Source organism: Curtobacterium sp. L6-1 (assembly GCF_018885305.1).
GTDB lineage: Bacteria > Actinomycetota > Actinomycetes > Actinomycetales > Microbacteriaceae > Curtobacterium > Curtobacterium aetherium.
Window position 1 is genome coordinate 2,219,616 of sequence record NZ_CP076544.1, and the last position, 20,909, is coordinate 2,240,524.

General features: G+C 73.6%; 18 protein-coding genes. 7 read left to right on the forward strand and 11 right to left on the reverse strand.

The features are described 5' to 3' along the window. Window positions 1-6: 6 nt before the first annotated feature. Window positions 7-1,146, reverse strand: a complete 1,140-nt coding sequence (locus tag KM842_RS10175) for a CPBP family intramembrane glutamic endopeptidase (protein WP_216258071.1) — start codon at window positions 1,144-1,146, stop codon at window positions 7-9. Window positions 1,147-1,182: 36 nt separating this feature from the next. On the opposite strand from KM842_RS10175, the gene KM842_RS10180 reads away from it, so the two are divergent. Next, entirely contained in the window at window positions 1,183-2,115 is a 933-nt protein-coding gene (locus KM842_RS10180; RefSeq protein WP_216258072.1) for an EamA/RhaT family transporter, read from the forward strand. 36 nt (window positions 2,116-2,151) lie between these two features. Here the strand turns inward: KM842_RS10180 and KM842_RS15870 are convergent, their stop codons facing one another. Both KM842_RS15870 and KM842_RS15875 read right to left on the reverse strand, forming a co-directional pair. Next, on the reverse strand, window positions 2,152-2,364 hold the full coding sequence (locus tag KM842_RS15870; protein ID WP_367397720.1) for a GNAT family N-acetyltransferase: 213 nt from the start codon (window positions 2,362-2,364) through the stop codon (window positions 2,152-2,154). Continuing rightward, entirely contained in the window at window positions 2,319-2,597 is a 279-nt protein-coding gene (locus KM842_RS15875) for a GNAT family N-acetyltransferase (protein WP_253206080.1), read from the reverse strand. Before KM842_RS15875 ends, KM842_RS15870 begins: the two co-directional genes overlap by 46 nt. 129 nt (window positions 2,598-2,726) lie before the next feature. Between KM842_RS15875 and KM842_RS10190 the strand changes: the two genes are divergently transcribed. Together KM842_RS10190 and KM842_RS10195 are read left to right on the forward strand one after the other, a co-directional pair. After that, window positions 2,727-3,533: a class E sortase gene (locus KM842_RS10190; RefSeq protein WP_253206081.1), complete on the forward strand. Its 807-nt coding sequence runs from the start codon at window positions 2,727-2,729 to the stop codon at window positions 3,531-3,533. Beyond that, window positions 3,530-3,706 carry a hypothetical protein gene (locus KM842_RS10195; protein ID WP_216262490.1) on the forward strand — a complete coding sequence of 59 codons (177 nt, stop codon included), beginning with the start codon at window positions 3,530-3,532 and terminating at the stop codon, window positions 3,704-3,706. The genes KM842_RS10190 and KM842_RS10195 overlap by 4 nt, the downstream gene beginning before the upstream one ends. Before the next feature lie 51 nt (window positions 3,707-3,757). Here KM842_RS10195 and KM842_RS10200 read toward each other — a convergent pair whose 3' ends face one another. The 4 genes from KM842_RS10200 to KM842_RS10215 all read right to left on the reverse strand — a co-directional run bounded on the left by KM842_RS10200 (window position 3,758) and on the right by KM842_RS10215 (window position 10,081). Beyond that, complete coding sequence (locus tag KM842_RS10200) at window positions 3,758-6,970, reverse strand: AAA family ATPase (protein WP_216258073.1); 3,213 nt, start codon at window positions 6,968-6,970, stop codon at window positions 3,758-3,760. Next, window positions 6,970-8,160: an exonuclease SbcCD subunit D gene (locus KM842_RS10205; RefSeq protein WP_216258075.1), complete on the reverse strand. Its 1,191-nt coding sequence runs from the start codon at window positions 8,158-8,160 to the stop codon at window positions 6,970-6,972. Before KM842_RS10205 ends, KM842_RS10200 begins: the two co-directional genes overlap by 1 nt. Before the next feature lie 98 nt (window positions 8,161-8,258). Beyond that, window positions 8,259-9,422, reverse strand: coding sequence for a S24/S26 family peptidase (locus KM842_RS10210; RefSeq protein ID WP_216258077.1), 1,164 nt, complete (start codon window positions 9,420-9,422; stop codon window positions 8,259-8,261). A gap of 62 nt (window positions 9,423-9,484) precedes the next feature. Next, entirely contained in the window at window positions 9,485-10,081 is a 597-nt protein-coding gene (locus KM842_RS10215) for a M73 family metallopeptidase (RefSeq protein WP_216258079.1), read from the reverse strand. Between the two features lie 383 nt (window positions 10,082-10,464). Between KM842_RS10215 and KM842_RS10220 the strand changes: the two genes are divergently transcribed. Together KM842_RS10220 and KM842_RS10225 are read left to right on the forward strand one after the other, a co-directional pair. Next, entirely contained in the window at window positions 10,465-10,977 is a 513-nt protein-coding gene (locus KM842_RS10220) for a MarR family winged helix-turn-helix transcriptional regulator (RefSeq protein ID WP_216258081.1), read from the forward strand. Continuing rightward, entirely contained in the window at window positions 10,974-11,483 is a 510-nt protein-coding gene (locus tag KM842_RS10225; RefSeq protein WP_216258083.1) for a mycothiol transferase, read from the forward strand. Before KM842_RS10220 ends, KM842_RS10225 begins: the two co-directional genes overlap by 4 nt. Before the next feature lie 166 nt (window positions 11,484-11,649). On the opposite strand, the gene KM842_RS10230 is transcribed toward KM842_RS10225, so the two are convergent. Together KM842_RS10230 and KM842_RS10235 are read right to left on the reverse strand one after the other, a co-directional pair. Further along, window positions 11,650-13,824: a DEAD/DEAH box helicase gene (locus tag KM842_RS10230; RefSeq protein ID WP_216258085.1), complete on the reverse strand. Its 2,175-nt coding sequence runs from the start codon at window positions 13,822-13,824 to the stop codon at window positions 11,650-11,652. A gap of 259 nt (window positions 13,825-14,083) precedes the next feature. Then, the gene (locus tag KM842_RS10235) at window positions 14,084-14,965 is read right to left on the reverse strand and encodes a PPK2 family polyphosphate kinase (RefSeq protein WP_216258087.1); all 882 of its coding nucleotides are present in this window, start codon (window positions 14,963-14,965) and stop codon (window positions 14,084-14,086) included. Window positions 14,966-15,003: 38 nt separating this feature from the next. Between KM842_RS10235 and KM842_RS10240 the strand changes: the two genes are divergently transcribed. Together KM842_RS10240 and KM842_RS10245 are read left to right on the forward strand one after the other, a co-directional pair. Next, complete coding sequence (locus KM842_RS10240) at window positions 15,004-16,107, forward strand: alpha/beta hydrolase fold domain-containing protein (RefSeq protein WP_216258089.1); 1,104 nt, start codon at window positions 15,004-15,006, stop codon at window positions 16,105-16,107. 104 nt (window positions 16,108-16,211) lie between these two features. Then, window positions 16,212-16,460 carry a hypothetical protein gene (locus KM842_RS10245; protein ID WP_216258091.1) on the forward strand — a complete coding sequence of 83 codons (249 nt, stop codon included), beginning with the start codon at window positions 16,212-16,214 and terminating at the stop codon, window positions 16,458-16,460. A gap of 141 nt (window positions 16,461-16,601) precedes the next feature. Here the strand turns inward: KM842_RS10245 and KM842_RS10250 are convergent, their stop codons facing one another. Together KM842_RS10250 and KM842_RS10255 are read right to left on the reverse strand one after the other, a co-directional pair. Next, window positions 16,602-19,979: an efflux RND transporter permease subunit gene (locus KM842_RS10250; RefSeq protein ID WP_253206084.1), complete on the reverse strand. Its 3,378-nt coding sequence runs from the start codon at window positions 19,977-19,979 to the stop codon at window positions 16,602-16,604. A 144-nt stretch (window positions 19,980-20,123) separates the two neighbouring features. Further along, window positions 20,124-20,879 carry a DUF6518 family protein gene (locus tag KM842_RS10255; RefSeq protein ID WP_216258093.1) on the reverse strand — a complete coding sequence of 252 codons (756 nt, stop codon included), beginning with the start codon at window positions 20,877-20,879 and terminating at the stop codon, window positions 20,124-20,126. Window positions 20,880-20,909: the final 30 nt, after the last annotated feature.

Here is a 20,909-nt window from a genome sequence, read left to right on the forward strand (position 1 = left end):
ACGAGCCTAGGGCCGACGCCCGACACCCTCCGACTCCTCCACAGCCTCCCGCTCCGCACCGACGAGGACCGGATCGCCGGACGCGACCACCCGCTCGTCGCGCGCCGGAGCGGTGACCCAGCCCGCGCCTCCCGGCCGGAGCCACTGCCGGCCACCCGCCCACAGCGGCGCCGGTCCGCGGAACCGCGGCGCCTCGTCCCCGGCGAAGCGCCGGTCCAGCTTCCGCCAGTGCGCGACGAGTTCGACGAGACCCCAGTAGGCGAGCGAGCTGGCGAGGGTGACGACGAAGCCACCGGCCGACCCCTGTGCGCCCTCGCCGGTGAGGTCGACCTTCGACCAGCCCGGGGCCTGCAGGACGAAGATCATCACGTTGTTGAGCGCGTGCTGGAGGACGGTCGCCTCGAGACCGCCGGTCCGGAGCACGATCACCGCCGCGACGAGGCCGAACGACCCAACGTCGAGGATGCCCCACACGTTGTAGCCGTTCGGCAGGTGGAGCACGGCGAACAGGACCGTCGAGACGACGACGGCCACGACGGCACCCAGGGCACGGACCGGGATCCACGACCCGATGGTCTGCATGAGGAACCCGCGGAAGACGTACTCCTCGGCCGCGGCCTGGAACGGCACGAGCAGGACCACCAGCAGGATCGTCACCGTCAGGGTCTGCAGCGACACCGTCGACTGGCCGAGCGCGGCGGTGTTCCAGTGCAGGCCGCCGTCGAACGCGAACATGCCCCACGACTGCAGCAGGAACATGCCGATCGCGAGCACGGTCAAGGGCAGCAGGCACCACGCGAGCCATCCCCAGCGCACCCGCGTCCGGACCGACGACAGCAGTCCGTACGGCCCGAGGCGCGCGATCCGCACCGCCAGCATGATCGCGGGCAGGAGGACCACGAGGGACACCAGCGAGAGGGACAGGACGAGGGGGTCGGTCGGGTCGAGCGCGCCCTCCGCGATCTTCGCCGACAGGTCGACGATCCCCTCGGGACCACGCTGGAGGCCGATCGGCACGAAGTACGCGACGGCCAGGAGGATCTGCGACGCGACGTAGAAGCCGAGGAACACCGCGACGGCCACGAGCGGACGCCACCACCGCCAGTCCGCATCGACCCGGGGCAACCGGTGGTAGGGAACGCTCACGCGGTGCAGGCTACCGGTCCGGGCAGGATGGACCCCGTGATCACCGTGCTGCTCGGCCTCGCCGGCGCCGTCGTCTACGGCGCCGCCGACTTCCTGGGCGGCCTGGCCGCGCGGCGGGCCCGCGCGGTGACGGTCACCGCGGTCGCCGCCGCCGTCGGCCTCTTCCCCCTGCTGGTGGGACTCGCGCTGCTCGGTGGCCGGTTCAGCGCCGGGGCGGTGCTGTGGGGCGTGGCCGCCGGGGTGTCCGGCGGTGTGGGCGTGCTCCTCCTCTACGCGGCGCTCGCCACGGGACCGATGAGCGTGCTCTCGCCCCTCACGGCGGTGTTCACCGCGGTGGTCCCGGTCGTGGTCGCGCTGCTCCGTGGCACTGTGCTGTCGCCGCTCGGGGTCGTCGCGCTCGTCGTGGCGGTCGTCGCCGTCCTGCTCGTGGCCTCGGTGCCGGACCGCGGCGGGGCACGGCTGACCGTCCGCGGGGTCGTCGCGGCGGCCGCGGCCGGCTGCGGGCTGGGCGGCATCGTGCTCGCGTACGACGCGTCGCCGCCGGACTCCGGGATCGCGACGCTCGTGGTCGCACGGGTCGTGCAGGCGGTGCTGCTCGGTGCGGCGGCGTTGGTGACCGCTCGGCGCCCCCGGCCGGGAGGCCCACCCGCCGTCACGACGTCGGCCCACCAGGACCGGCCGGCCGTCGCGGTCGCGCGCGGCACCGTGCTGCGCGGGCTGCCGCGGACGCTCCTGCTCGTGGTCCTCGGCTGCGGCGTGCTCGACGCCCTGGCGAACGTGTTCATCCAGGCGGGTCTGCACTCGAGCGACGACCCGACCACGCTGCCGGTGATGAGCGTGCTCAACGCGCTGTACCCGATCGGCACGGTGGTGCTCGCTGGCCTCGTGCTGCGCGAGCGGCTCACGGCCCTGCAGACGACCGGCATCGCGCTGGCGTTCGCGGCCTCGATCGGCCTCGCGCTGTCCTAGCGGGACACGCCGAGCCTGAGACTTCCCGAGGGATCGTCAGGCTTCGTCGTCGGCGATGAGGCGCTTGCCGAGCGACACGGCGTGGTCCGGCGCGTACCCGAGCGACTCGTAGAACGCGATGACCTGCTCGTTGCCCGCCCGCACCTGCAGGTTGACCTTCGGACACCCCATCGCCCCGAGGAGGCGCTCGAACTCGGCCATCATCATCCGACCGAGGCCGCCGCCCTGCAGGTCCGGTCGTACCGCCAGGTAGTTGACCCACCACGGTGCCCGTCGAAACCGGCCATGCCGGCCGCGACCAGGGTCTCCGTGTCGGCCGCCGCCGGGGTCGTCGCGACCAGGAACAGCTCCGGCTGCACGGTCGCCTTCCGCGCGATGTCGCGGCGGGGGTCGTTCCACGGGCGGACGAGACCGCAGGCCTCCCACAGGGCGACGACCGCCTCGGTGTCGGCCGGACGGAACGGACGGATCAGGGGTTCCACCAGACCACGGTAGCGAGGATGCCCACCTTGTCGGAGCACCCGGGAGCGCACCCTGTGGAGATCCCCGCAGCGGGGCGTCGCCGTGGTCTGATAGACCTACTGCGCCGACCTCACCGAACCGGAGCCCCTGTGACCTCTCACGACACGCTGCCGTCGCGACGCGACGCCCGCGACGAGAACGAGGGCGAACGGCCCCGACGCCGGCGTCCCCGCCAGACCGTCGGCGGTGCCCTGGTCGCGCTGCTGGCGGAACTCCTCATCATCGCGGGTGCGGGGACGGGCCTGTACGTGGTGTGGACCGCGTGGTGGACCGACGTGGTCGCGGTGAACGAGCAGACCAAGCTCGTGCAGACGCTCGAGCAGCCGGAGCCGAAGAAGGTCACCGGCACCGAGCACCGCGACGCCGCTCCGGTGCTCGCCGAGCCGCCGGGGCTGTCCACGGTGTTCGGCACGATGCAGATCCCGCGCTTCGGCAAGGACTACACGCGGCCGATCGGCGAGGGCACCGACCGCGAGCAGGTGCTCAACACGATCGGGCTCGGCCACTACCAGGACACCGCGATGCCCGGGGCCGAGGGCAACTTCGCCGTCGCCGGCCACCGCGTCACCTACGGCAAGCCGCTCAACCAGATCGCCGAGATGAAGGACGGCGACTCGATCGTCGTCCGGGTCACCGACGCGAAGACGAAGTTCGACGTCTGGTACGTCTACAAGGTCACGGACAGCCAGATCGTGACGCCCGAGCACATCGAGACGATCGCGCCGGTGCCGAACAAGCCCGGCGTCGAGCCGACCGCCGACGACCGGTGGCTGACGCTGACCGCCTGCCACCCGATGTGGTCCGCTGCCGAGCGGTACATCGTGCACGCGAAGATGGACTACTGGATGCAGGCGTCGGACGGGACGCCGAAGGAACTCACGGAGACGCCCAAGTGATCTTCCCCCTCGTCTGGCGCATCCTGCCCGGACCCACCGTGCTCAAGGTGCTCGAGTTGCTCGTGCTCCTGGTCGCCATCGTGTTCGTGCTGTTCACGTGGGTGTTCCCGTGGATCGCGGCGGACATCCTCCCGCCGCCCGACGGCACGGTGGACGCCCCCGCGTCACCCTGACCGCCGCGTCCAGCCGTGGCGCGTGCCGTGCCGTGCCGTGTGACGGTGGGCTCAGACGGTGGTCGTCACGCGGGATCCGCCCTCCGGGGTCCGGCGCACCGCGATCCGTTCCGGGATGCGCTGCTTCAGCTCCTCGACGTGGCTGACGATGCCGACCTGCCGTCCACCGGCCGTCAGGCGTGACAGCTGCCCGATGACGTCGTCGAGCGTCTCCGGGTCGAGCGTGCCGAACCCCTCGTCCACGAAGAGCGTGCCGAGCGAGACCCCGCCGGCCTCGGCCTGCACGACGTCGGCGAGCCCGAGCGCCAGGCAGAGCGAGAACGTGAACGTCTCACCGCCGGACAGGCTCCGCGGGTCACGTCGACTGTCGGTGAGGTGGTCGCGGACCGCCAGCGCCAGACCCGTCCGACGTGTACGGGTGCCGGTCTCCCGCTCGTCGGAGGTCTCGAGGGTGAAGCGTCCCGCGAGCATCGCGCGTAGCCGGTCGTTGGCCGCGGCGACGACGTCCTCGAAGCGGCGCATGAGGACGTAGGTGCCCAGGGTGATGCCCGTCGGGTTGACGTCGGGTGCCGCGGCGGCGATGTCGGCGAGGCGGACCACCGCCCGGCTCTCGGCGCTCGTGGACTCGCGGGCGCGGACCGCCCGGGCGAGGTCGGCGGCGCACTGCTCCGATGCGGCCAGCCGGGCGGCGGCGGCCGCTGCTGCGCGTGTGGCTTCGTCGAGGTCGGCGGCGGCGCGGTCGCGTGCTGCCCGGGCGGCGTCCTGGTCGAGCGGCGCGGGGGCCGAGGCGGCCCGCTCCCCCGTGGCGTCGGGACGGGCGGATCCGTGGCAGTCGGCGGATCCGACGGGACCTGCGGATCCGTCGTCGTCGGCGGATTCGGGGTCGGCCGATCCGTCGGCGCCTGCCGCGTCGAGCGCCGCCAGGTCGGTCGCCGCGGCGACGACGGCGGGTTCGGCGAGCCCGGCCTCGACGACGGCGCGCTCCCGGTCGGCCGCCACGACGACGGCCCGGAGACGCTCGGCCGCGTCCCTGCCGAGCGCCGCGGCACGGGCCGCGGTGACGTCCGGGAAGCCCTGGGCCTGCAGCGCTGCATCCACCTCGTTCTTGCGGTCGGTGAGCTCGCGCTCCGAGGTGGCGACCCGGTCGTCCGCGTCGGCCACGGCACGCAGGGCTGCGGCTCGTCGTTCGGCGGCGGACACCACGTCGGCCAGGGTCTCGCGCCCGTCCTCGTCCCGGTCCGTGTCGAGGTCGGCGGCGGCGTCCGGAGCGGCCGCGGCGTCCGGAGCGGCCGCGGCGTCCGGAGCGGCGGCGGCGTCCGGAGCGGCGGCGGCCAGGGCGGTGCGCAGTGCCCGTCGGGCGTCCGCCACGCGCGCGCCGTCGTCGGCGATCCGGGCGCGGTCGCCCGCCAGCCGGTCGGTCAGCACGCGGCAGCGGGCGTCGAGGTCGTGCCGCACACCCTCCAGCGCCCGCGTCTGCTCGTCGTGGTCCGCCAGCCGACGCTCGTGCTCGACGACCGACGTCGCGGCGGTCCGTGCGGCGGCGAGGCGCGCCTCGGCATCGGTGATCCGACGATCAGCGCTCGTCGCGTCGTCGCTGCCGACGGCCTCGGTGAGACGCGTCCGCTCGGCCTGCGCGACGGCGAGTTCGGCGGACGCACCGGACAGCACCCGCTCGGCGGCGGCCCGTTCGTCGCCGGCGGCGTCGATCTGCTCGGTCGACGGGTGGTCGTCCTGTGGCCGGGCGACGTCCGGGTGCTCGACCGCACCGCAGACCGGGCACGGGTCTCCCGGGTGCAGGGCCGTGCCCAGCTCCCCGGCGAGTCCGGCGATGCGGCGGGTGCGGAGGTCCGTCTCGACCGCGAGTGCCGCGGCGGCCGCGGTGGCCGCCCGGGAGACCGCGGCTCCGCACGACTGCTCGCGGTCGGTCGCGGCGGTCAGGGCGGACACGGCGCGGCGGCGTTCCCGCGCGGACTCGACGGCATGCTCGGCGGGCCGGACGTCGGCGGCCAGGTCGGTGTCGTGGCGGAGGGCATCCGCGATCGTCGTACGGTCGGCCGGCCGCGCGGCGAGTGCCGTGGCGGTGTCGGCGAGGTCCTGCTGGTCGCGCTCGAGCGCGGCGGCCGCGGTGAGCAGGTCCCGCTCGCGGGCGTCGACCGCGCGTTCGACGTCGACCAGGTGCCGGACCCCGGCCACCGCGCTGGCCAGTCGCTCGTGGACGGCACGGGGCGCGGGGTCGGTGACGCGGTGGTGGTCGCGGAGCGTCGACCGGTCGGCCACGGCCGCGGTGTGCCGGTCCTCGGCGGCGGCGGCACCGTCGGCCACGGCGACCACGACGGCGGCACGGTCGGCACGGGCGAGGGCAGCGCGGTGTTCCTCGACCGTCGAGGCTCCCGCCTCGAGCGTCGTCCGGCGCGCGAGGAACCCGCGTCGACGGTCGACGGCCGCGAGCCGCGCGGTGACGTCCTGCAGGTGGGCGAGGGCGTGCTCGGCAGCGGTGACGGCACGGGCGCGGAGGCCCTCGTGGTGCGCTGCCGTCCGGCCGAGGCCCGCGACGACCTCGGCGGCGGAGGTCTCGTCGGCGTCGTCGTCGCCCGAGGCCTGGCGGAACCGCCCGAGGGCGTCGCGCACCCGGGCGTCGGCTGCGTCGACCTCGGCCACGGCCGCGCGGCGTCGAGCCGCGAGTTCGTCGGCGGTCCGGTCGTAGATCGCGGTGCCGAACAGCGACTGCAGGAGCTTCCGCCGGTCCTCGCCCGGGGCACGGAGGAACCGGGCGAACTCGCCCTGGGGCAGGACGACCGTCTGCAGGAACTGGTCGCGGTTCAGGCCGACGATGCGCGCGACCTCGGCGCCGATCTCCGGCGCCCGGTGCGACATCGGCTCGCCGACCAGGTCGGTCGGGTCGGCGAGGCGGAGCAGCTGCGCCGAGGACTGCTGGCGGACCGTACCGGTGCCGCGCTGCTTCGGGCGGTCGTAGGGCGGGGTGCGGCGAACGCGGTACACGCCGGCGCTCGTCTCGAACACGAGGTCGACGAAGGGTTCGACCGCGGGGTCGGCGTGCTGGCTGTGCAGCCGGTCCGTGCTGGCGTCGCTGCCCGCGAGGCCGCCGTACAGCGCGTAGACGACGGCGTCGATGATCGTGGACTTGCCCGAGCCGGTGGGCCCCTCGAGCAGGAACACCCCGGACGCCGCGAGCGACGCGAAGTCGATCGACACGAGGTCCGGGTACGGGCCGACGGCACGGAGTTCCAGGCGGTGCAGGTACATCAGCGCGCCCCCTGCTCGGCGAGGGTCGCGGCTGCGGACTCGTACGCGTCGCGCAGGATCCCGCGCTCGAGGTCGTCCGGGGCACCACCGGTGGCGTAGGTGACGAAGTCCGCCGCGACCTCGACCGGGTCGGACGTGGCACTGACCGCGCGGGCCGGTGACCGGTCCGGCGCATCCGTCGGCTCGTGGGTGATCGCGAGCGCGTGCGGGAAGCGGTCCTTCACCCGGGCGTACAGGCGTTCGGGGTGCACGGTGTCCGTCACGGCGACCCGGACCCAGGCGTCGGCGTGCTCCGCGAACGCTCCGGACTCGATCTGCTCGATGCTGCCGCGGACGTCGACGAGCCGCCGGGGAACGGGTGTCGGCAGCAGCTCGACCGTCACCGACCCGTCCGCCGCGAGGTCGACGAGGGTCACCGACTTCGTGTGGTTGCGCTCCCCGAACGAGAACGCGAGCGGCGACCCGGCGTAGCGGATGCGGTCCCCCGCGCCGACGCGCTGCGGTCCGTGCAGGTGACCGAGCGCGACGTAGTCGATCCCGTCGAAGGTCGACTCGGCCACCCGGTCGACCCCGCCGACCCGGATGTCCTGCTCGCTGTCGCTCGGCAGCGCCCCGCCGACGAAGGCGTGTGCGACGACGACCGACCGGGTGCCGGGCCGGGTCGCGAGGTCGCTGCGGACCCGGTCCATCGCGGCGCCCACGACGGCCTGGTGCGACCGGGCGAGGGGCTCGTCGGGCACGGGGGCGAGGGCGTACCGGACCATGTCGGGCTGCAGGTAGGGCAGCCCGTAGACCGCGACCGGCCCGCCGCCGTCCGCACGACCCGCGTCGACGGAGCCGGGGTCGACGAGGACCGGCTCGGCGAGACGCCCCGGCTCGGCGAGGATCCGGACGCGGTCGTTCATCACGCCCGCGCCGAAGCCCAGCCGCACGGCGGAGTCGTGGTTGCCGGGCGTCACGACGACGGTCGCCGTCCCGGCCAGCCGGACGAGCACGTCCGAGAGCATCCGGACGGCCTCGACCGGGGGGATCGCCCGGTCGTACACGTCGCCGGCGACCACCACGAGGTCCACCGCACGGTCGCGGACGACCTGCACGAGGTGGTCGAGGAACACCGCCTGGTGACCGAGCAGGTCCGCGCCGAGCAGGGTGCGGCCGAGGTGCCAGTCGCCGGTGTGCAGGATCCGCATGCGAGCCACGGTAACGGCCGCCGGGGACATCGCTGCGCACCCGTGCCGCGCCTGTGGACGACCCGCCCCGGGCCGCAGGAGGGGACGGGTCCGGAGCGTCAGGGCCCGCAGTTCGTCAGCAGGGACGTGACGGCGTTCACCGTCACGCTCGACGCCCCCGTCGCGGACCACCCGGCCTGCTCGGCGTAGACCGCCCGGATGGTCACGGTCGACTTCCCGATGCTCAGCAACGCGCCCGATGCGGGGGCCGTCCGGACGGTCCCCGCGACCTGACGCACCACGGTGGTCCCGTTCGCGACGACCTCGAAGCGCGTCGGTTCCGTCGCGTCCGTCGGGAAGGTCCAGGTCAGCTGCGCGGAGCCGCTCGCCGCACTGCAGGTGAGGCCGGTGATCGCGGTCCCCGCCACCGCGGTGAACTGCGGCCGCGGGGTCACGGTGGACGTCGACCACGCGGCGGCGACCGCCGGCGTCGGCACGGCGAGGCCGGCCGCGACGACGCCGACCAGCACGACACCGGTGCCGGACCGGTGCAGGCGGCGCGCCCGCCGCCGCGCTCGGCCCAGGGCCCGCCGCGTCGACCGGCTGCCGTGGTGACGACCGTCGGACGGGAGGCGCGTGACGGCCCGGTGCCGGGCCTCCCGTCCGCCCCGCCCACCGTCGGATCCGGACCGGTCGTCGTCACCGTCACCGTCAGGGGAGGAGGCGCAGGCCGGGATCCGCCGGAGCGGCCCGTCCACGGCGCAGAGGGCGAGCAGGCCGACGAACCCGAGGGCGGCCACGGCGAGCAGCGGCCACTCGCCGGTCCGCAGCCAGAGCACCGGGGAGGCGACGTACGGGATGCGCAGGTAGCCGACGCCGTGTACCGCGGACCGGTGGAGCGGCGTCGAGTCGGCCTGCGGGTTCGCGTCGCCCTTCGTGATGATCGTCCGTGCCGGCCCCTCGTCCACGTACCGGTGCATGCGGAGGTGGCCGTGCTGGTCCGGGTCGTCGGCGAGGAGCACGCGGCCCTCGCGGATCTGCGCGGCAGCGACCGGTCGGGAGACGACGACGTCACCGGGGTGCAGGCGCGGCTCCATCGAGCCGCTCATGACGGTGGTCGGCTGCCAGCCGATCGCCGCCGGTGCAGCCGACCACAGTGCGAGGCCGAGCAGGACCACGACGACCGCGCGCGCGAGGGTCCCGACGACGACGCGGCCCCAGTCGACGACATCACGGAGCGCGGCGTGCGGGGCGTGTCCGCCGCTGCCTGCGATGCTCACCATGACTGTCTCCGACCGGGGCCTGTGCGTCGTCGTGTGCGGCCAGCGCCGAGGCGCCGGACCACTCAGGAGTTCTGGACCTCCCAGGTGAGGCCGAGCGACGCCGTGCCACCCATCACCGAGCTCGGCGCCGTGCTCGGGACGGCGTAGCTCACCTTGTAGACGCGGGTCTCGGCGGCGGTGCCGGTCGGGGTCCAGGCACCCACGCCGGTGCTGTAGTTCGTCGCGCTGCTCCCGAAGCCGGCGACGGTACCGGAGTACGCGGGCGTGGCGGGGGCCGCGGTGAAGCCAGCACAGGTCCCGAAGCCGCCGCCGGTGCCCTGCTCGATGGTGAGGGTGACGTTGGACGCGAGGTCCTTCGTGGTGGCGGGCGAGGTGGCGTACAGCTTCACGGACGAGGCGAGCGAGCCGTCGGACGTGACCGCGATGCACTTCGAGCCGCTCATGCCCGGCTTGAGGTTGGTCGCGGAGAACAGGGCGGTGTTGTTGTCGTCGTCGCTGAGCGACACGGTCCCGGCGGACCAGTTGCTCGACGGGTTCACCGTCTCGGCGGAGAAGGCGGAGTACGAGGCCGTCGAGACGACGACGCCGGAAGCGACGAGCGCGACCGGGATGGCGATCCAGGCGGTGAGACGGGCAGCACGAGGCGTGACACGGGACATGGCGGAGCTCCTGAGGAGAAGTGGTCTGATCGGTGTTCGGCCGGGCCCGCGGTGGTTGGTCGCGCTACGTCCGAGGTGGTACGGCCATCAAGTTACTTGCCAGTCGTACTGGTCACAAGTGAAGGAAAACCCCCTCTCCTGGGGGTGGCCGCCGGCCCCCCGAGCGCGCATGATGACGAGCACGACGGCCGCCGCCCGACGGTCCCGTCCTCCGCGAAGCACCCGTCCGAGAAGAGCGCCTCCCCCACATGTCGGACTCCCCCGCAGCACCCCGTGACCCGGCGACCGCGGTCGACCTCCTCGCCGCTCCGACGTCGGCCGCCGTGCCCGCTTCGGCCGTGCCCGCGTCGCCCGTGTCCACCTCGCCCGTACCCACCTCACCCGTGCTCACCTCACCCGTGCTCGACCTGTCCGAGCCGGCCGGGGACGAGGAGGACCTCACCGCGCTGATGGCCGCGTTCCGCCTGTTCCAGACGCACCACGCCCGGACGCTCGCTCGCGAGAGCGCCGCCCGCGGCCTGAACGGTACCGACACCCGGCTCGTCTTCTTCCTCGAGGCTGCCGTCGGTGGCGCCACGCCGAAGCAGGCGGGCGAGTACCTCGCGCTCTCGACGGGTGCGACGACCTCGCTCATCGACCGGCTCGAGCGGCACGGCCACATCGAACGCGGTCCGAACCCCGCCGACCGGCGCAGCGTCCTCCTGCACCTCACCCCGTCCGGAGCGGCCGTCGCACAGCAGATCCGGGCCGTCTGGTCCGCCGCCGTCCGCGAGGTCGTCGCCCCCGCTGACCGGGCGCTGCTGACGGAGCAGTTCACCGCCTTGGGCGAGGCCCTCGAACGGCACTCCCGCGCCGCCAGCGTCCGGACCCGTCCGGGCGTAGCGTCGGGCGCATGACTCCCGCCGAACTCCTCGTCGAAGCGTTCTCCCGCGTGCCCGAGACGGTCGAGCGTGCCGTCGGTGGCCTGTCGGAGGACCAGTTGGCCTCCCGCCCGGCCGCCGGCGCGAACACGCTCGCCTGGCTCGCCTGGCACATCGCCCGGGGCCAGGACACCCAGGTCGCGGCCCTGGCCGGCAGCGAGCAGGTCTGGACCGCCGACGGGTGGGTCGACCGCTTCGGCCTGCCGTTCCCGGCCGAGGCGCTCGGCTACGGCATGTCCCGCGACGACGTCGGTCGTGTCCGCGCCTCCGCGGACCTGCTGACGGGGTACCTGCGGGCCGTGCACGAGCGGACGGTCGCCTACCTGCGCACGCTCGGGCCGGAGGACCTGGACGTCGTCGTCGACGCCGACTACGACCCGCCCGTGACGGTCGGCGTCCGCCTGGTCAGCATCCTCGACGACTGCGTGCAGCACGCCGGACAGGCCGGCTACGCGCGCGGCGTCCTGTTCTTCAACCGCTAACACCCTGACGGACGGGAGGCCCGGTACCAGCTGGTACCGGGCCTCCCGTCCGTCACGTGGCGCGTGCGCGGCGTCGGAACGCCGCGTCAACGCCGAGACGCCGCCGGATCCGGCGGCGTCTCGGCGCTTCGACGGCGTCTCGGACAGACGCCGTCGTGTCGCGCGGTCAGCGCGCGGCGAGTTCCGCGAGGATGCGGTCGCCGGGACCGCTCTCGACGAGGTCCGCCTCGATCTCGGCGTGCTCGAGGATGCCCTCGATCTTGCGACGACGGCTGCGCGGGACGATCGTGACGACCGTGCCCTCCTTGCCTGCACGACCCGTCCGGCCGGAGCGGTGCATGTACGCCTTGTAGTCGTCCGGCGCGTCCGCCTGTACGACGAGCGAGACGTCGTCGACGTGGATGCCGCGGGCGGCGACGTCGGTGGCGACGAGCACGTTCACCCGGCCGCTGGTGAGCAGCTGCAGGTTGCGCGTGCGCCGCGACTGGTTGAGGTCGCCGTGCAGCGAAGTCGCGCGGATGCCGGCGTCCTCGAACTGGTCGGCCAGGCGCTCGGCGTAGGCACGGGTGCGGGCGAAGACGATCGTCTTGCCCTCACCGGCGACGAGCTCCTCGAGGACCCGGTCCTTGTCGCGCTGCTCGACCACGAGCACACGGTGGTCGATGGTCGAGGAGGACTGGTCCTCACCCGCCACCTCGTGCACGCTCGGCTCGTGCAGGAACTCCTCGACGAGGGCCGCCACCTGGGTGTCGAGCGTCGCGCTGAACAGGAGCTTCTGGGCGCGGTTGCCCTGCGGGGTCACCTCGGCCGTGGCGGAGAGGATCTCCTGCACCGGCTCGAGGAAGCCGAGGTCGCACATGTGGTCGGCCTCGTCGAGCACGGAGATGACGACCTCGCTGAGGTCGAGCGTCCCCTTCTTCATGAGGTCCTGCACGCGGCCCGGGGTCCCGACGATGATGTCGACCCCGCGCTGGAGGGCACCCTCCTGACGGCCGTACGGGACACCGCCGTAGATCTGCGTGGTGAAGAGCCCCACCGAACGGGCGATCGGCTGCACCGTGCGGTCGATCTGCAGGGCGAGCTCACGCGTCGGCGCGAGGATGAGCGCACGCGGGGCGCGGCCCATCTTCCGCTTCGTGCCGCCGCCGTGCTCCATGAGCTTCTCGACGAGGGGCGCACCGAACGCGATGGTCTTGCCGGATCCGGTCCGACCGCGGCCCAGGACGTCCTTGCCGGCGATGACGTCGGGGATCGTCGCCGCCTGGATCGGGAACGGGCTGCTGGCGCCGAGCTCGGCCAGGGCGCGCGAGATGTTGCCGCCGATGCCGAGGTCGCCGAAGGTCACGCCCTCGACGTCCGCGGCGACGATGGACTCGGCCTGGAGCTTGTCGAGCTTGACGTCGTCGGCGGGGACGAAGTGCCCGCGCGGGGCGTCGTCGCGACGCGGGGCGCGGTCGGTGCGGTCGAACGAGCGCGGGGCGCGGTCCTCGCGGTCGAAACGACGCGGGCGGTCGTCGTTGTCCCGACGCGGGGCGCGGTCGGTGCGGTCGAACGAGCGCGGTGCGCGCTCGTCGCGGTCGAAGCGACGCGGACGGTCGTCGTTGTCCCGACGCGGGGCGCGGTCGGTGCGGTCGAACGAACGCGGCGCACGGTCGTCACGGTTGAACGAGCGCGGGGCGTCGTTGTCACGACGCGGGGCACGGTCGTTGCGGTCGAAGCTGCGGGGAGCGCGGTCGTCACGGTCGAAGCGACGCGGGCGGTCGTCGTTGTCACGACGGGGCGCACGGTCGTTGCGGTCGAAGCTGCGGGGAGCGCGGTCGTCACGGTCGAAGCGACGCGGGCGGTCGTCGTTGTCACGACGGGGCGCGCGGTCGGTGCGGTCGAAGCTGCGGGGAGCGCGGTCGTCACGGTCGAAGCGACGCGGGCGGTCGTCGTTGTCACGACGGGGCGCGCGGTCGGTGCGGTCGAAGCTGCGGGGAGCGCGGTCGTCACGGTCGAAGCGAAGCGGGCGGTCGTCGTTGTCACGACGGGGGGCACGGTCGTTCCGGTCGAAGCTGCGCGGGGCGCGGTCGTCACCGCGTGCGGGACGGCCCGCACCGCGGGGCTCCCATGCCGGACGGCTGCCGCGGCTGTCGCGCGGCTCCCAGTTCGGGCGCTCGCCCGAGGACGGGCGCGAGCGACGCTCGTCGGCGTCCCAGCGCTGCTTCTGGCGGGGAGCGGTCGGGTCGGCGGCACGGAAGCCGCGGTGCTTGGCGCTGCGAGCGGCAGGGGTGCCGTTCGGGTGGCGCGTGCGGTCGGAACGGTCGGCGCGGGAGTTCGCGCCCTTGTCGTACGGGGCCATGAGTGCTTTCCGGGGTGCAGACGTACCACGCAGCCCGGCAGCGACATCGGCGGGGGCGGCTCGTGGAGAGGGGGTTCATCGCGACGTCGATCGACGCGACTCCAGCCCTCGAACTACACAACACCCAAACACGTCCGCGGCTCGCGGCCGCGGTGTCGAAGGCCGACCGAACGAGTCTACGCGACCGGGCGCGATGAGGCCACCCCGGTCGGGCCGGAGGCGGCGTGACGGGGGTGGGGCGGGCCTCCCGGCCGGCCGGTCAGGACGCGGCGAGCCGCTGGCGCTGCTCGGCGACGTCGAAGTCCGCCGCCGGCCACGACAGGTGCATGTCCTCGAGGGCGCGGAGCAGCAGCTGCTGGACGGCGAGCCGGGCGTACCACTTGCGGTTCGCCGGCACGACGTACCAGGGCGCCTGCTCGGTCGACGTCCGGTCGAACGCCACCTGGTACGCCTCCTGGTACTCGTCCCAGCGCAGGCGCTCGTCGATGTCCGCGGGGTTGAACTTCCAGTGCTTGTCCGGGCGGTCGAGTCGGTCGCCGAGGCGTTCGCGCTGCTCGTCCTTCGAGATGTGCAGCATCACCTTGACGACCGTGGTGCCCTGCTCCACGAGCCGGTCCTCGAAGTCGACGATGGCTCCGTAGCGACGCTCGATCTCGGTGGGTTCCGCGAGGCCGCGGACCCGCTGGATGAGGACGTCCTCGTAGTGGGACCGGTCGAACACGCCGAGCTGGCCGGCGTCCGGCAGCTGCCGCTCGACGCGCCAGAGGAAGTCGTGCTCGCGTTCCTCGGCGGTGGGTGCCGTGAAGCCCGCGTAGTGCACGCCGTTCGGGTCGACCGCGCCGACGACGTGCGAGACGATGCCGCCCTTGCCCGCGGTGTCCATCGCCTGCAGGACGAGGAGCACCCGGCGCTGGTCACCCGCCGTCGCGGCCGCCCAGAGGCGCTCCTGCAGGGCAGCGAGTCGTGACGCCCCGGAGGCCAGTGCCTCGAGTCCGTCGATCTTGCGGCCGGCGAACCCGGGCGTCCCGTCGGGGTCCACGGTGTCGAGGCGGAAGCCGGGACCGACGCGGAGGAGCGGTTCGGGATCGGCGTTCCAGGACTTCTGACGGCTCACGGGTCCTCCTGCGGGGTCGGGGCCCATCCTGGCACCTCCGCCGGGCCCATGTACCGTGGCTGGCGATGAAGTCCGGCCGCCGTACCCTGCTCGCGCTCGTCGCCGCGGTCGCGGTCGCCGGGGCAGCGGCGTCGTGCAGTCTCGACGCGACGGGCGACCGGAACACCACGGTCACCGCCGGCCCCGTCATCTACCCGCTCTCGCTGGAGTACCACGGCATCGACGTGGTGCCCGACGTGCCGTACGGGCAGGACCCCCTGCAGCAGCTCGACGTGTGCCTGCCCGCGGACAGCCCGCCGGAGAGCACCGCCACGCCGACCGTGACGCCGCCCGCCGCCGGCACGGACGACGGAGGGGCGACCGGCTCCGGCAGCGGCGACTCGCAGGACGGCGGCTCGGACGACGCGGCGGGCGGTTCCCCCGGCGACGCGGGCGCGGACGGCGGGTCGGACCGCGTCGACGTCGGCACCCGGCCGGCGGTGCTCATGATCCACGGCGGCAGCTGGTCACACGGCGACAAGGCCACGGCCGCGTACCGATCCGTGTGCCAGTACCTCGCCTCCGAGGGCTTCGTGACGTTCAACGTCGACTACCGCCTCGCCCCGACGGACCCGTTCCCCGCCGGCTACGACGACGTCCGTCGCGCCCTCGACTTCGTGTACCGGCCGACGACCCTGCAGACCTACGACGTCGACCCGGGGCGCATCGGGGTCTTCGGCGGCAGCGCGGGCGGCAACCTGGCGGCGCTGCTCGCGGTCGAGGACCACGAGTCCGCCGCCTACGCCGCCGGCCACCGCATCCGAGCGGTCGTCGACCTGAGCGGCCCGACCGACCTGACGGCACGGTCGACCCGGGCGGACGGGGTGTCGGCGTCGTTCCAGCGCAAGCAGTTGCTGTACCTCGGGTGCTCGTCGTACGCGTCCTGCCCCGCGGCCGAGCGCGCATCGCCGGAGTACCAGGTCACGAAGGCGACGGCGCCGTTCTTCATCGGGCACTCGTCCGACGAGTTCATCCCGCTGTGGGAGTCCCAGCGGTTCGCCTCGACCTTGCGGTCCCACGGTGTTCCGGTGACGTTCGTCGCGGTCCAGGGATCGGCGCACTCGATCGCCCAACTCGACGAGGCCATGAGCCGACGGGTGACGACGTTCCTCCGGGCCGGGCTGCGCTGACGGCCGGACCGCGGCCTCCGCGGCCCGCGGCGGTGCCGTGCCCCGGGTGGGTGGCACCCCAAGCGGGGCTGCCGTCAGCCCGCGGCGCTCGCCAGACTTCCGGGGTGCCTCTCCCCCTCAGCCCAGCCGCTGCTCCGGCAGGTCCCGACCGTCCGTCCACCCCGGTCCGGACCGCCGTCGAGCTTCTGCTCGGGCTGTCGTTCCTGGTGACGGTGTCCGCGGCCGGGTACGGCGCTGCCGCCGGTCACGGGTCGGTCGTGGCGCAGGTCGCAGCCATCGTGTTCCTGGTGACGGCCACGTCCGCGCTGGTGTCGTGGTTCCGCCCCGTGGAGACCGGCCGCGCTGACGGCTGACGGCCGACGAAAGGCGACCGACGGCCGACGGCACTCGCCGGGCCGCCGGGTCGCCGACGGCCCACTGGTCGCAGGGCCGCCGACGACCCGCTTGTCGCCGGTCGCCGACGACCAGCTGGTCGCCGGCCGTCGGCCCGCCGGTCAGGCCTCGGCTCGTGCGGCCCGCTTCGCGGCCTTCCGCTCGGCCCGACGCTCGCGCGCACCCTCGACGAGGGCGTACAGCGCCGGCAGGACGATCAGCGTCAGCAGCGTGGACGACACCAGACCGCCGATCACGACGAGGGCGAGCGGCTGCGAGATGAAGCCCGACTTGCCCGTCAGCCCGATCGCCATCGGCAGCAGCGCGAAGATCGTCGCGGTCGCCGTCATGAGGATGGGCCGGAGACGACGGGTCGCTCCCTCGAGCAGGGCGTCCCGCACCCGGAGCCCTCGCCGGCGGTACTGGTTGACGAGGTCGATGAGCACGATGGCGTTCGTCACGACGATGCCGACGAGCATGAGCAGACCGATCAGGGACGCGACGCCGAGCGGCACACCGGAGATGATCTGCAGCAGCAGTGCACCCGTGAAGGCGAACGGCACCGACACCAGGAGCATCAGCGGCTGGAGCAGGCTCCGGAACGTCGCGACCATGATCACGTAGACGATCAGGACGGCCACGACGAGCGCGAGACCGAGCTGCGAGAACGCGGACGACTGGCTCGCGGCGACACCACCGATGGACGCACTCGCGCCGCGCGGCAGGTCGAGCTGGTCGACCGCCGCGGTGACGGACTGCACGGCCGCGCCGAGGTTGGTGGCGTCGGGCGTCACGGTGATCGTCGCGGTGCGCGCGGCGTTCGTCGTGGTGACCGTGGTCGGGCCCTCCGACCGCTCGACCGTGGCGACGTCGCGCAGCGGGACGGTGCCGGTGCTCGTCGGGACCTCGAGGTCGCGGAGTGCCGTGACGGTGGTCGGCGGCTCCGGGTCGGCGATGTAGACGTCGAGCGTCGCGTCGTCGATCTCGATGCTGCCGGTGTCCCGCGGGGAGACGGCCGCGGCGACGAGGCCGCCGACCTGGGTCTCGGTGAGCCCGAGGGACGCGGCCTTCGCCCGGTCGACGCGGACGGCCAGGAACGGCTCCGCCGCCGACAGGTTGCTCGTCGCACCCGTCGTGTTCTCGACGGACTGCATCGTCTTCAGGACCTTGCGCGAGGCCGCCTCGAGCTGCGACTGGGTCGGCGCGGTCACGTCGACCTCGATGTCACTGCTGCCGCCGAAGCCTCCGCCGGAGGACGCGATGGTGACCTCGCCGACCCCGTCGATGGCGTTCAGGCGCTTCCGGGCGTCGGACTGGATCGTCGTCTGGTCCTGCTCGGCATCGGTCGTGACGGCGTACTGCACGGACGCGGTCCCGCCGCCGCCGAAGGCCGCCTGGATGGACTGGCCACTCGTGCCGATGGTGGTCTGGACGGTCTCGACCCCCGTGATGTCCTGCAGCTCCCGCTCGACCTCGCGGGCGGACTCGGACTGGACGGCCAGGCTCGACCCGGCCTTCAGGTCCTGCGTGACGGTGAACGTGTTCTGCCCGGAGTCGCCGAGGTAGTTCGTCGTGACGAACGGCACCGATGCGGCTGTCCCACCGAGGACGACGAGGGCCAGGAGCACGACGACGACGGGCTTGCGGACAGCCCATCGGAGCACCGGCAGGTACACGCGGCGCAGACGGTCGGAGCTGCCGGCGTCGTGCAGGTCGTCCGCCGAGCCGAGGGCGCCCTCGGACCCGGGACGGATGGTGTCGAGGTCCCCGGTGGCGGGCACGACGGCGTCGGACGGGTCCTCGGCGGGCGTCGTACCCTTCTTCGCCTTCGCGGGCCGGAGCCACCAGTAGGCGAGCACCGGGACGATCGTGAGCGACACGAGCAGCGAGGCGACGAGCGCCAGGGTGACGGTGACGGCGAACGGACGGAAGAGCTCCCCGACGAGCTCGGCCACGAAGGCAACCGGCAGGAACACGGCCACCGTCGTGAGCGTCGACGCGGTGACGGCCCCGGCGACCTCGCGCACGGCGTCGAGCACCGCCCGGCCGCGGTCGACACCGGGGACCATGTGCCGCTTGATGTTCTCGATGACGACGATCGAGTCGTCGACCACGCGGCCGATGGCGATGGTCAGGGCGGCCAGCGTGATGATGTTGAGGGTGTACCCAGCGGCCTGCATGCCGATCGCGGCGAGCAGCACCGAGGTGGGGATCGACACCGCCGTCACCAGGGTGGAGCGCACGGACAGCAGGAAGACCAGGATCACGACGACGGCGAACGCCAGGCCGAGCAGGCCCTCCTCGGCCAGCGAGTCGATGGACTGCTGGATGTAGGGCGCCTGGTCGAACACGATCGTGAAGCGGGGGTCGCCCGCGATCTTCTTCTCGATGTCGGGCAGGGCGTCGCGGACCGTCTCGGAGACGTCGACGGTGTTGGCCTCCTGCGTCTTCGTGATCGAGATCGTCAGGGCCTGCTCGCCGTCGACGCGGCTGATCGAGGTGCGCGGGGACTGCTCGATCGCGACCTTCGCGACGTCGCCGAGCGTGGTGTCGGTCGGGGTGGCGGTGGTCGTCGCCGCGGTGCCGTCGGCCGGGGCTGCACCGGTCGCGTCCCCCGTGGTGGCACCGGTCGTCTGGCCGGTCGCGGCGCCGGCGGCCGCTCCGGGAGCGCCACCCGTCTGACCGCCCGTGGAGCCGCCGCCGGCCGCGGCCCCGTCGGAGCCCGATCCGCCGGACGAACCCGATCCGCCGGACGAGCCCGACGACGAGTTGGTGAGGGGCAGTGCGCGGATGTCCTTCAGCGAGGAGATCCGCTCACCGGTCTGCACGGAGAGCGTGGAACCGTCCTGCGTGATCGTGCCGCCGGGGATGAGCGTGCCGTTGTCGTCGAGGGCGTCCGAGATGGCCGTCTGGCTGAGCCCGCGCGCCGCGAGCTCGTCCTGGTCGGGCGTGATGACGACGCGGCGGCCCGGGTTGCCGAAGACGTCGGCCTGGCGGACACCGTCGAGCTTCTCGATGTCGGGGATCGCCGTGGCCTGGAGCCGGTCGACGAGTTCTTCCTGGTTGCCGGACGCCGCGACCGCGACCTGCAGCACGGGCAGGTCGTCGAAGGACCCGGTGACGATCTGCGTCTGGACCGAGTCCGGCAGCGAGAGGGCGTTCACGGCCGTCTGGATCTTGTCCTCGGCGCTGGCGAGGTTCGAGCCGTACTGGAACGAGGCGGAGACGACGCTCTGCCCGGTCGACGACGTCGCACTGGTCGACTCGAGGTCGGGGACGACCTGGATCGCCTGCTCGATCTTCGTCGAGACGTCGTTGGACACGACCTCCGGCGTGGCTCCGGGGTAGGCGCTGACGATGGCGACCTGGGGGAACTCGACGCTCGGGATGAGTTCCTGCTTCAGGCTCGACAGGGCGACACCACCGAAGACGGCCACCACGATCGTCACGAGCGCGATGAGGGCGCGGTTCCGGAGACTGAAGACGGAGAGGAAGTGCACGGCTCGATCCTCGCAGTCAGCGGGTGCCGACGAGTACCGGGATTGCACCCTGTGGGCGGACGTGCAGTTTCGACCCCCTGTGGAGGACGGTTCCCCCGACGGCGCTCCCCCCGGGGGACACGGCGGCCGTGTCCGCCGCCGGGGTCAGGAGGCGCCGATCGCCCCGAACGCGAGGTACACGGCCAGCACGCCCGCCGTCCCGACGACCCCCGTGCCGAGGGCGAGCACCCGCCCGACCGGCGTCCGGGCGACGACGACCCCGGCGACCAGGACGGCGATCCCCACCACGATCTCGACGACCCAGGGCACCGTCCCCGTGGTGTCGGCGACCTGCAGCAGCGCGCGCACGCCCTCGCCGACGAGGACCGCCGCGGTCACCCCGGCCGCCGCACCCCGCCAGCGTCCGTCGACGGACCGGACGGCGACCGCCACGGCACCCGCCAGGAGCCCGGCGGGCAGGGCCATCACGACCCAGAAGTTCGTCCACGACAGGCTGTCGACGTAGCCGCGCAGGTTCGTGGCCGCCCAGTAGCCGATGTGCATGAGCTCGAGCAGGACGACGCCGAGCACCATCGCGGCCGCGGTCCGCAGGCGGGGGCGCCCCGGACGGGTCCCACCGACCCGGAGGCGTCCGACCCCGGCGGCGAGCACGAGCGGCACGGCGACGACGAACCACGGCCCGGCAGCGTTCGACAGCGACGCGATGGCGGGCACCGCCTGCCCGAAGCTCGTCGCGACGCCGACCAGGACCGCGCCGGTGAGCGCCGTCGTGATGCGCACCAGCGGCGGCATCGCGGTCGTCGGTCGGACCGGACCGGCCGGGTGGCTCCGGCCGGTCGAGCGAGCCGGGTCGACGGGCGACGCGGCGCGGGACACGGTGGAGGGCGGAGTGCTGTGCATGCTCCGATGGTGCCGTCCGGTGCGCGGCCC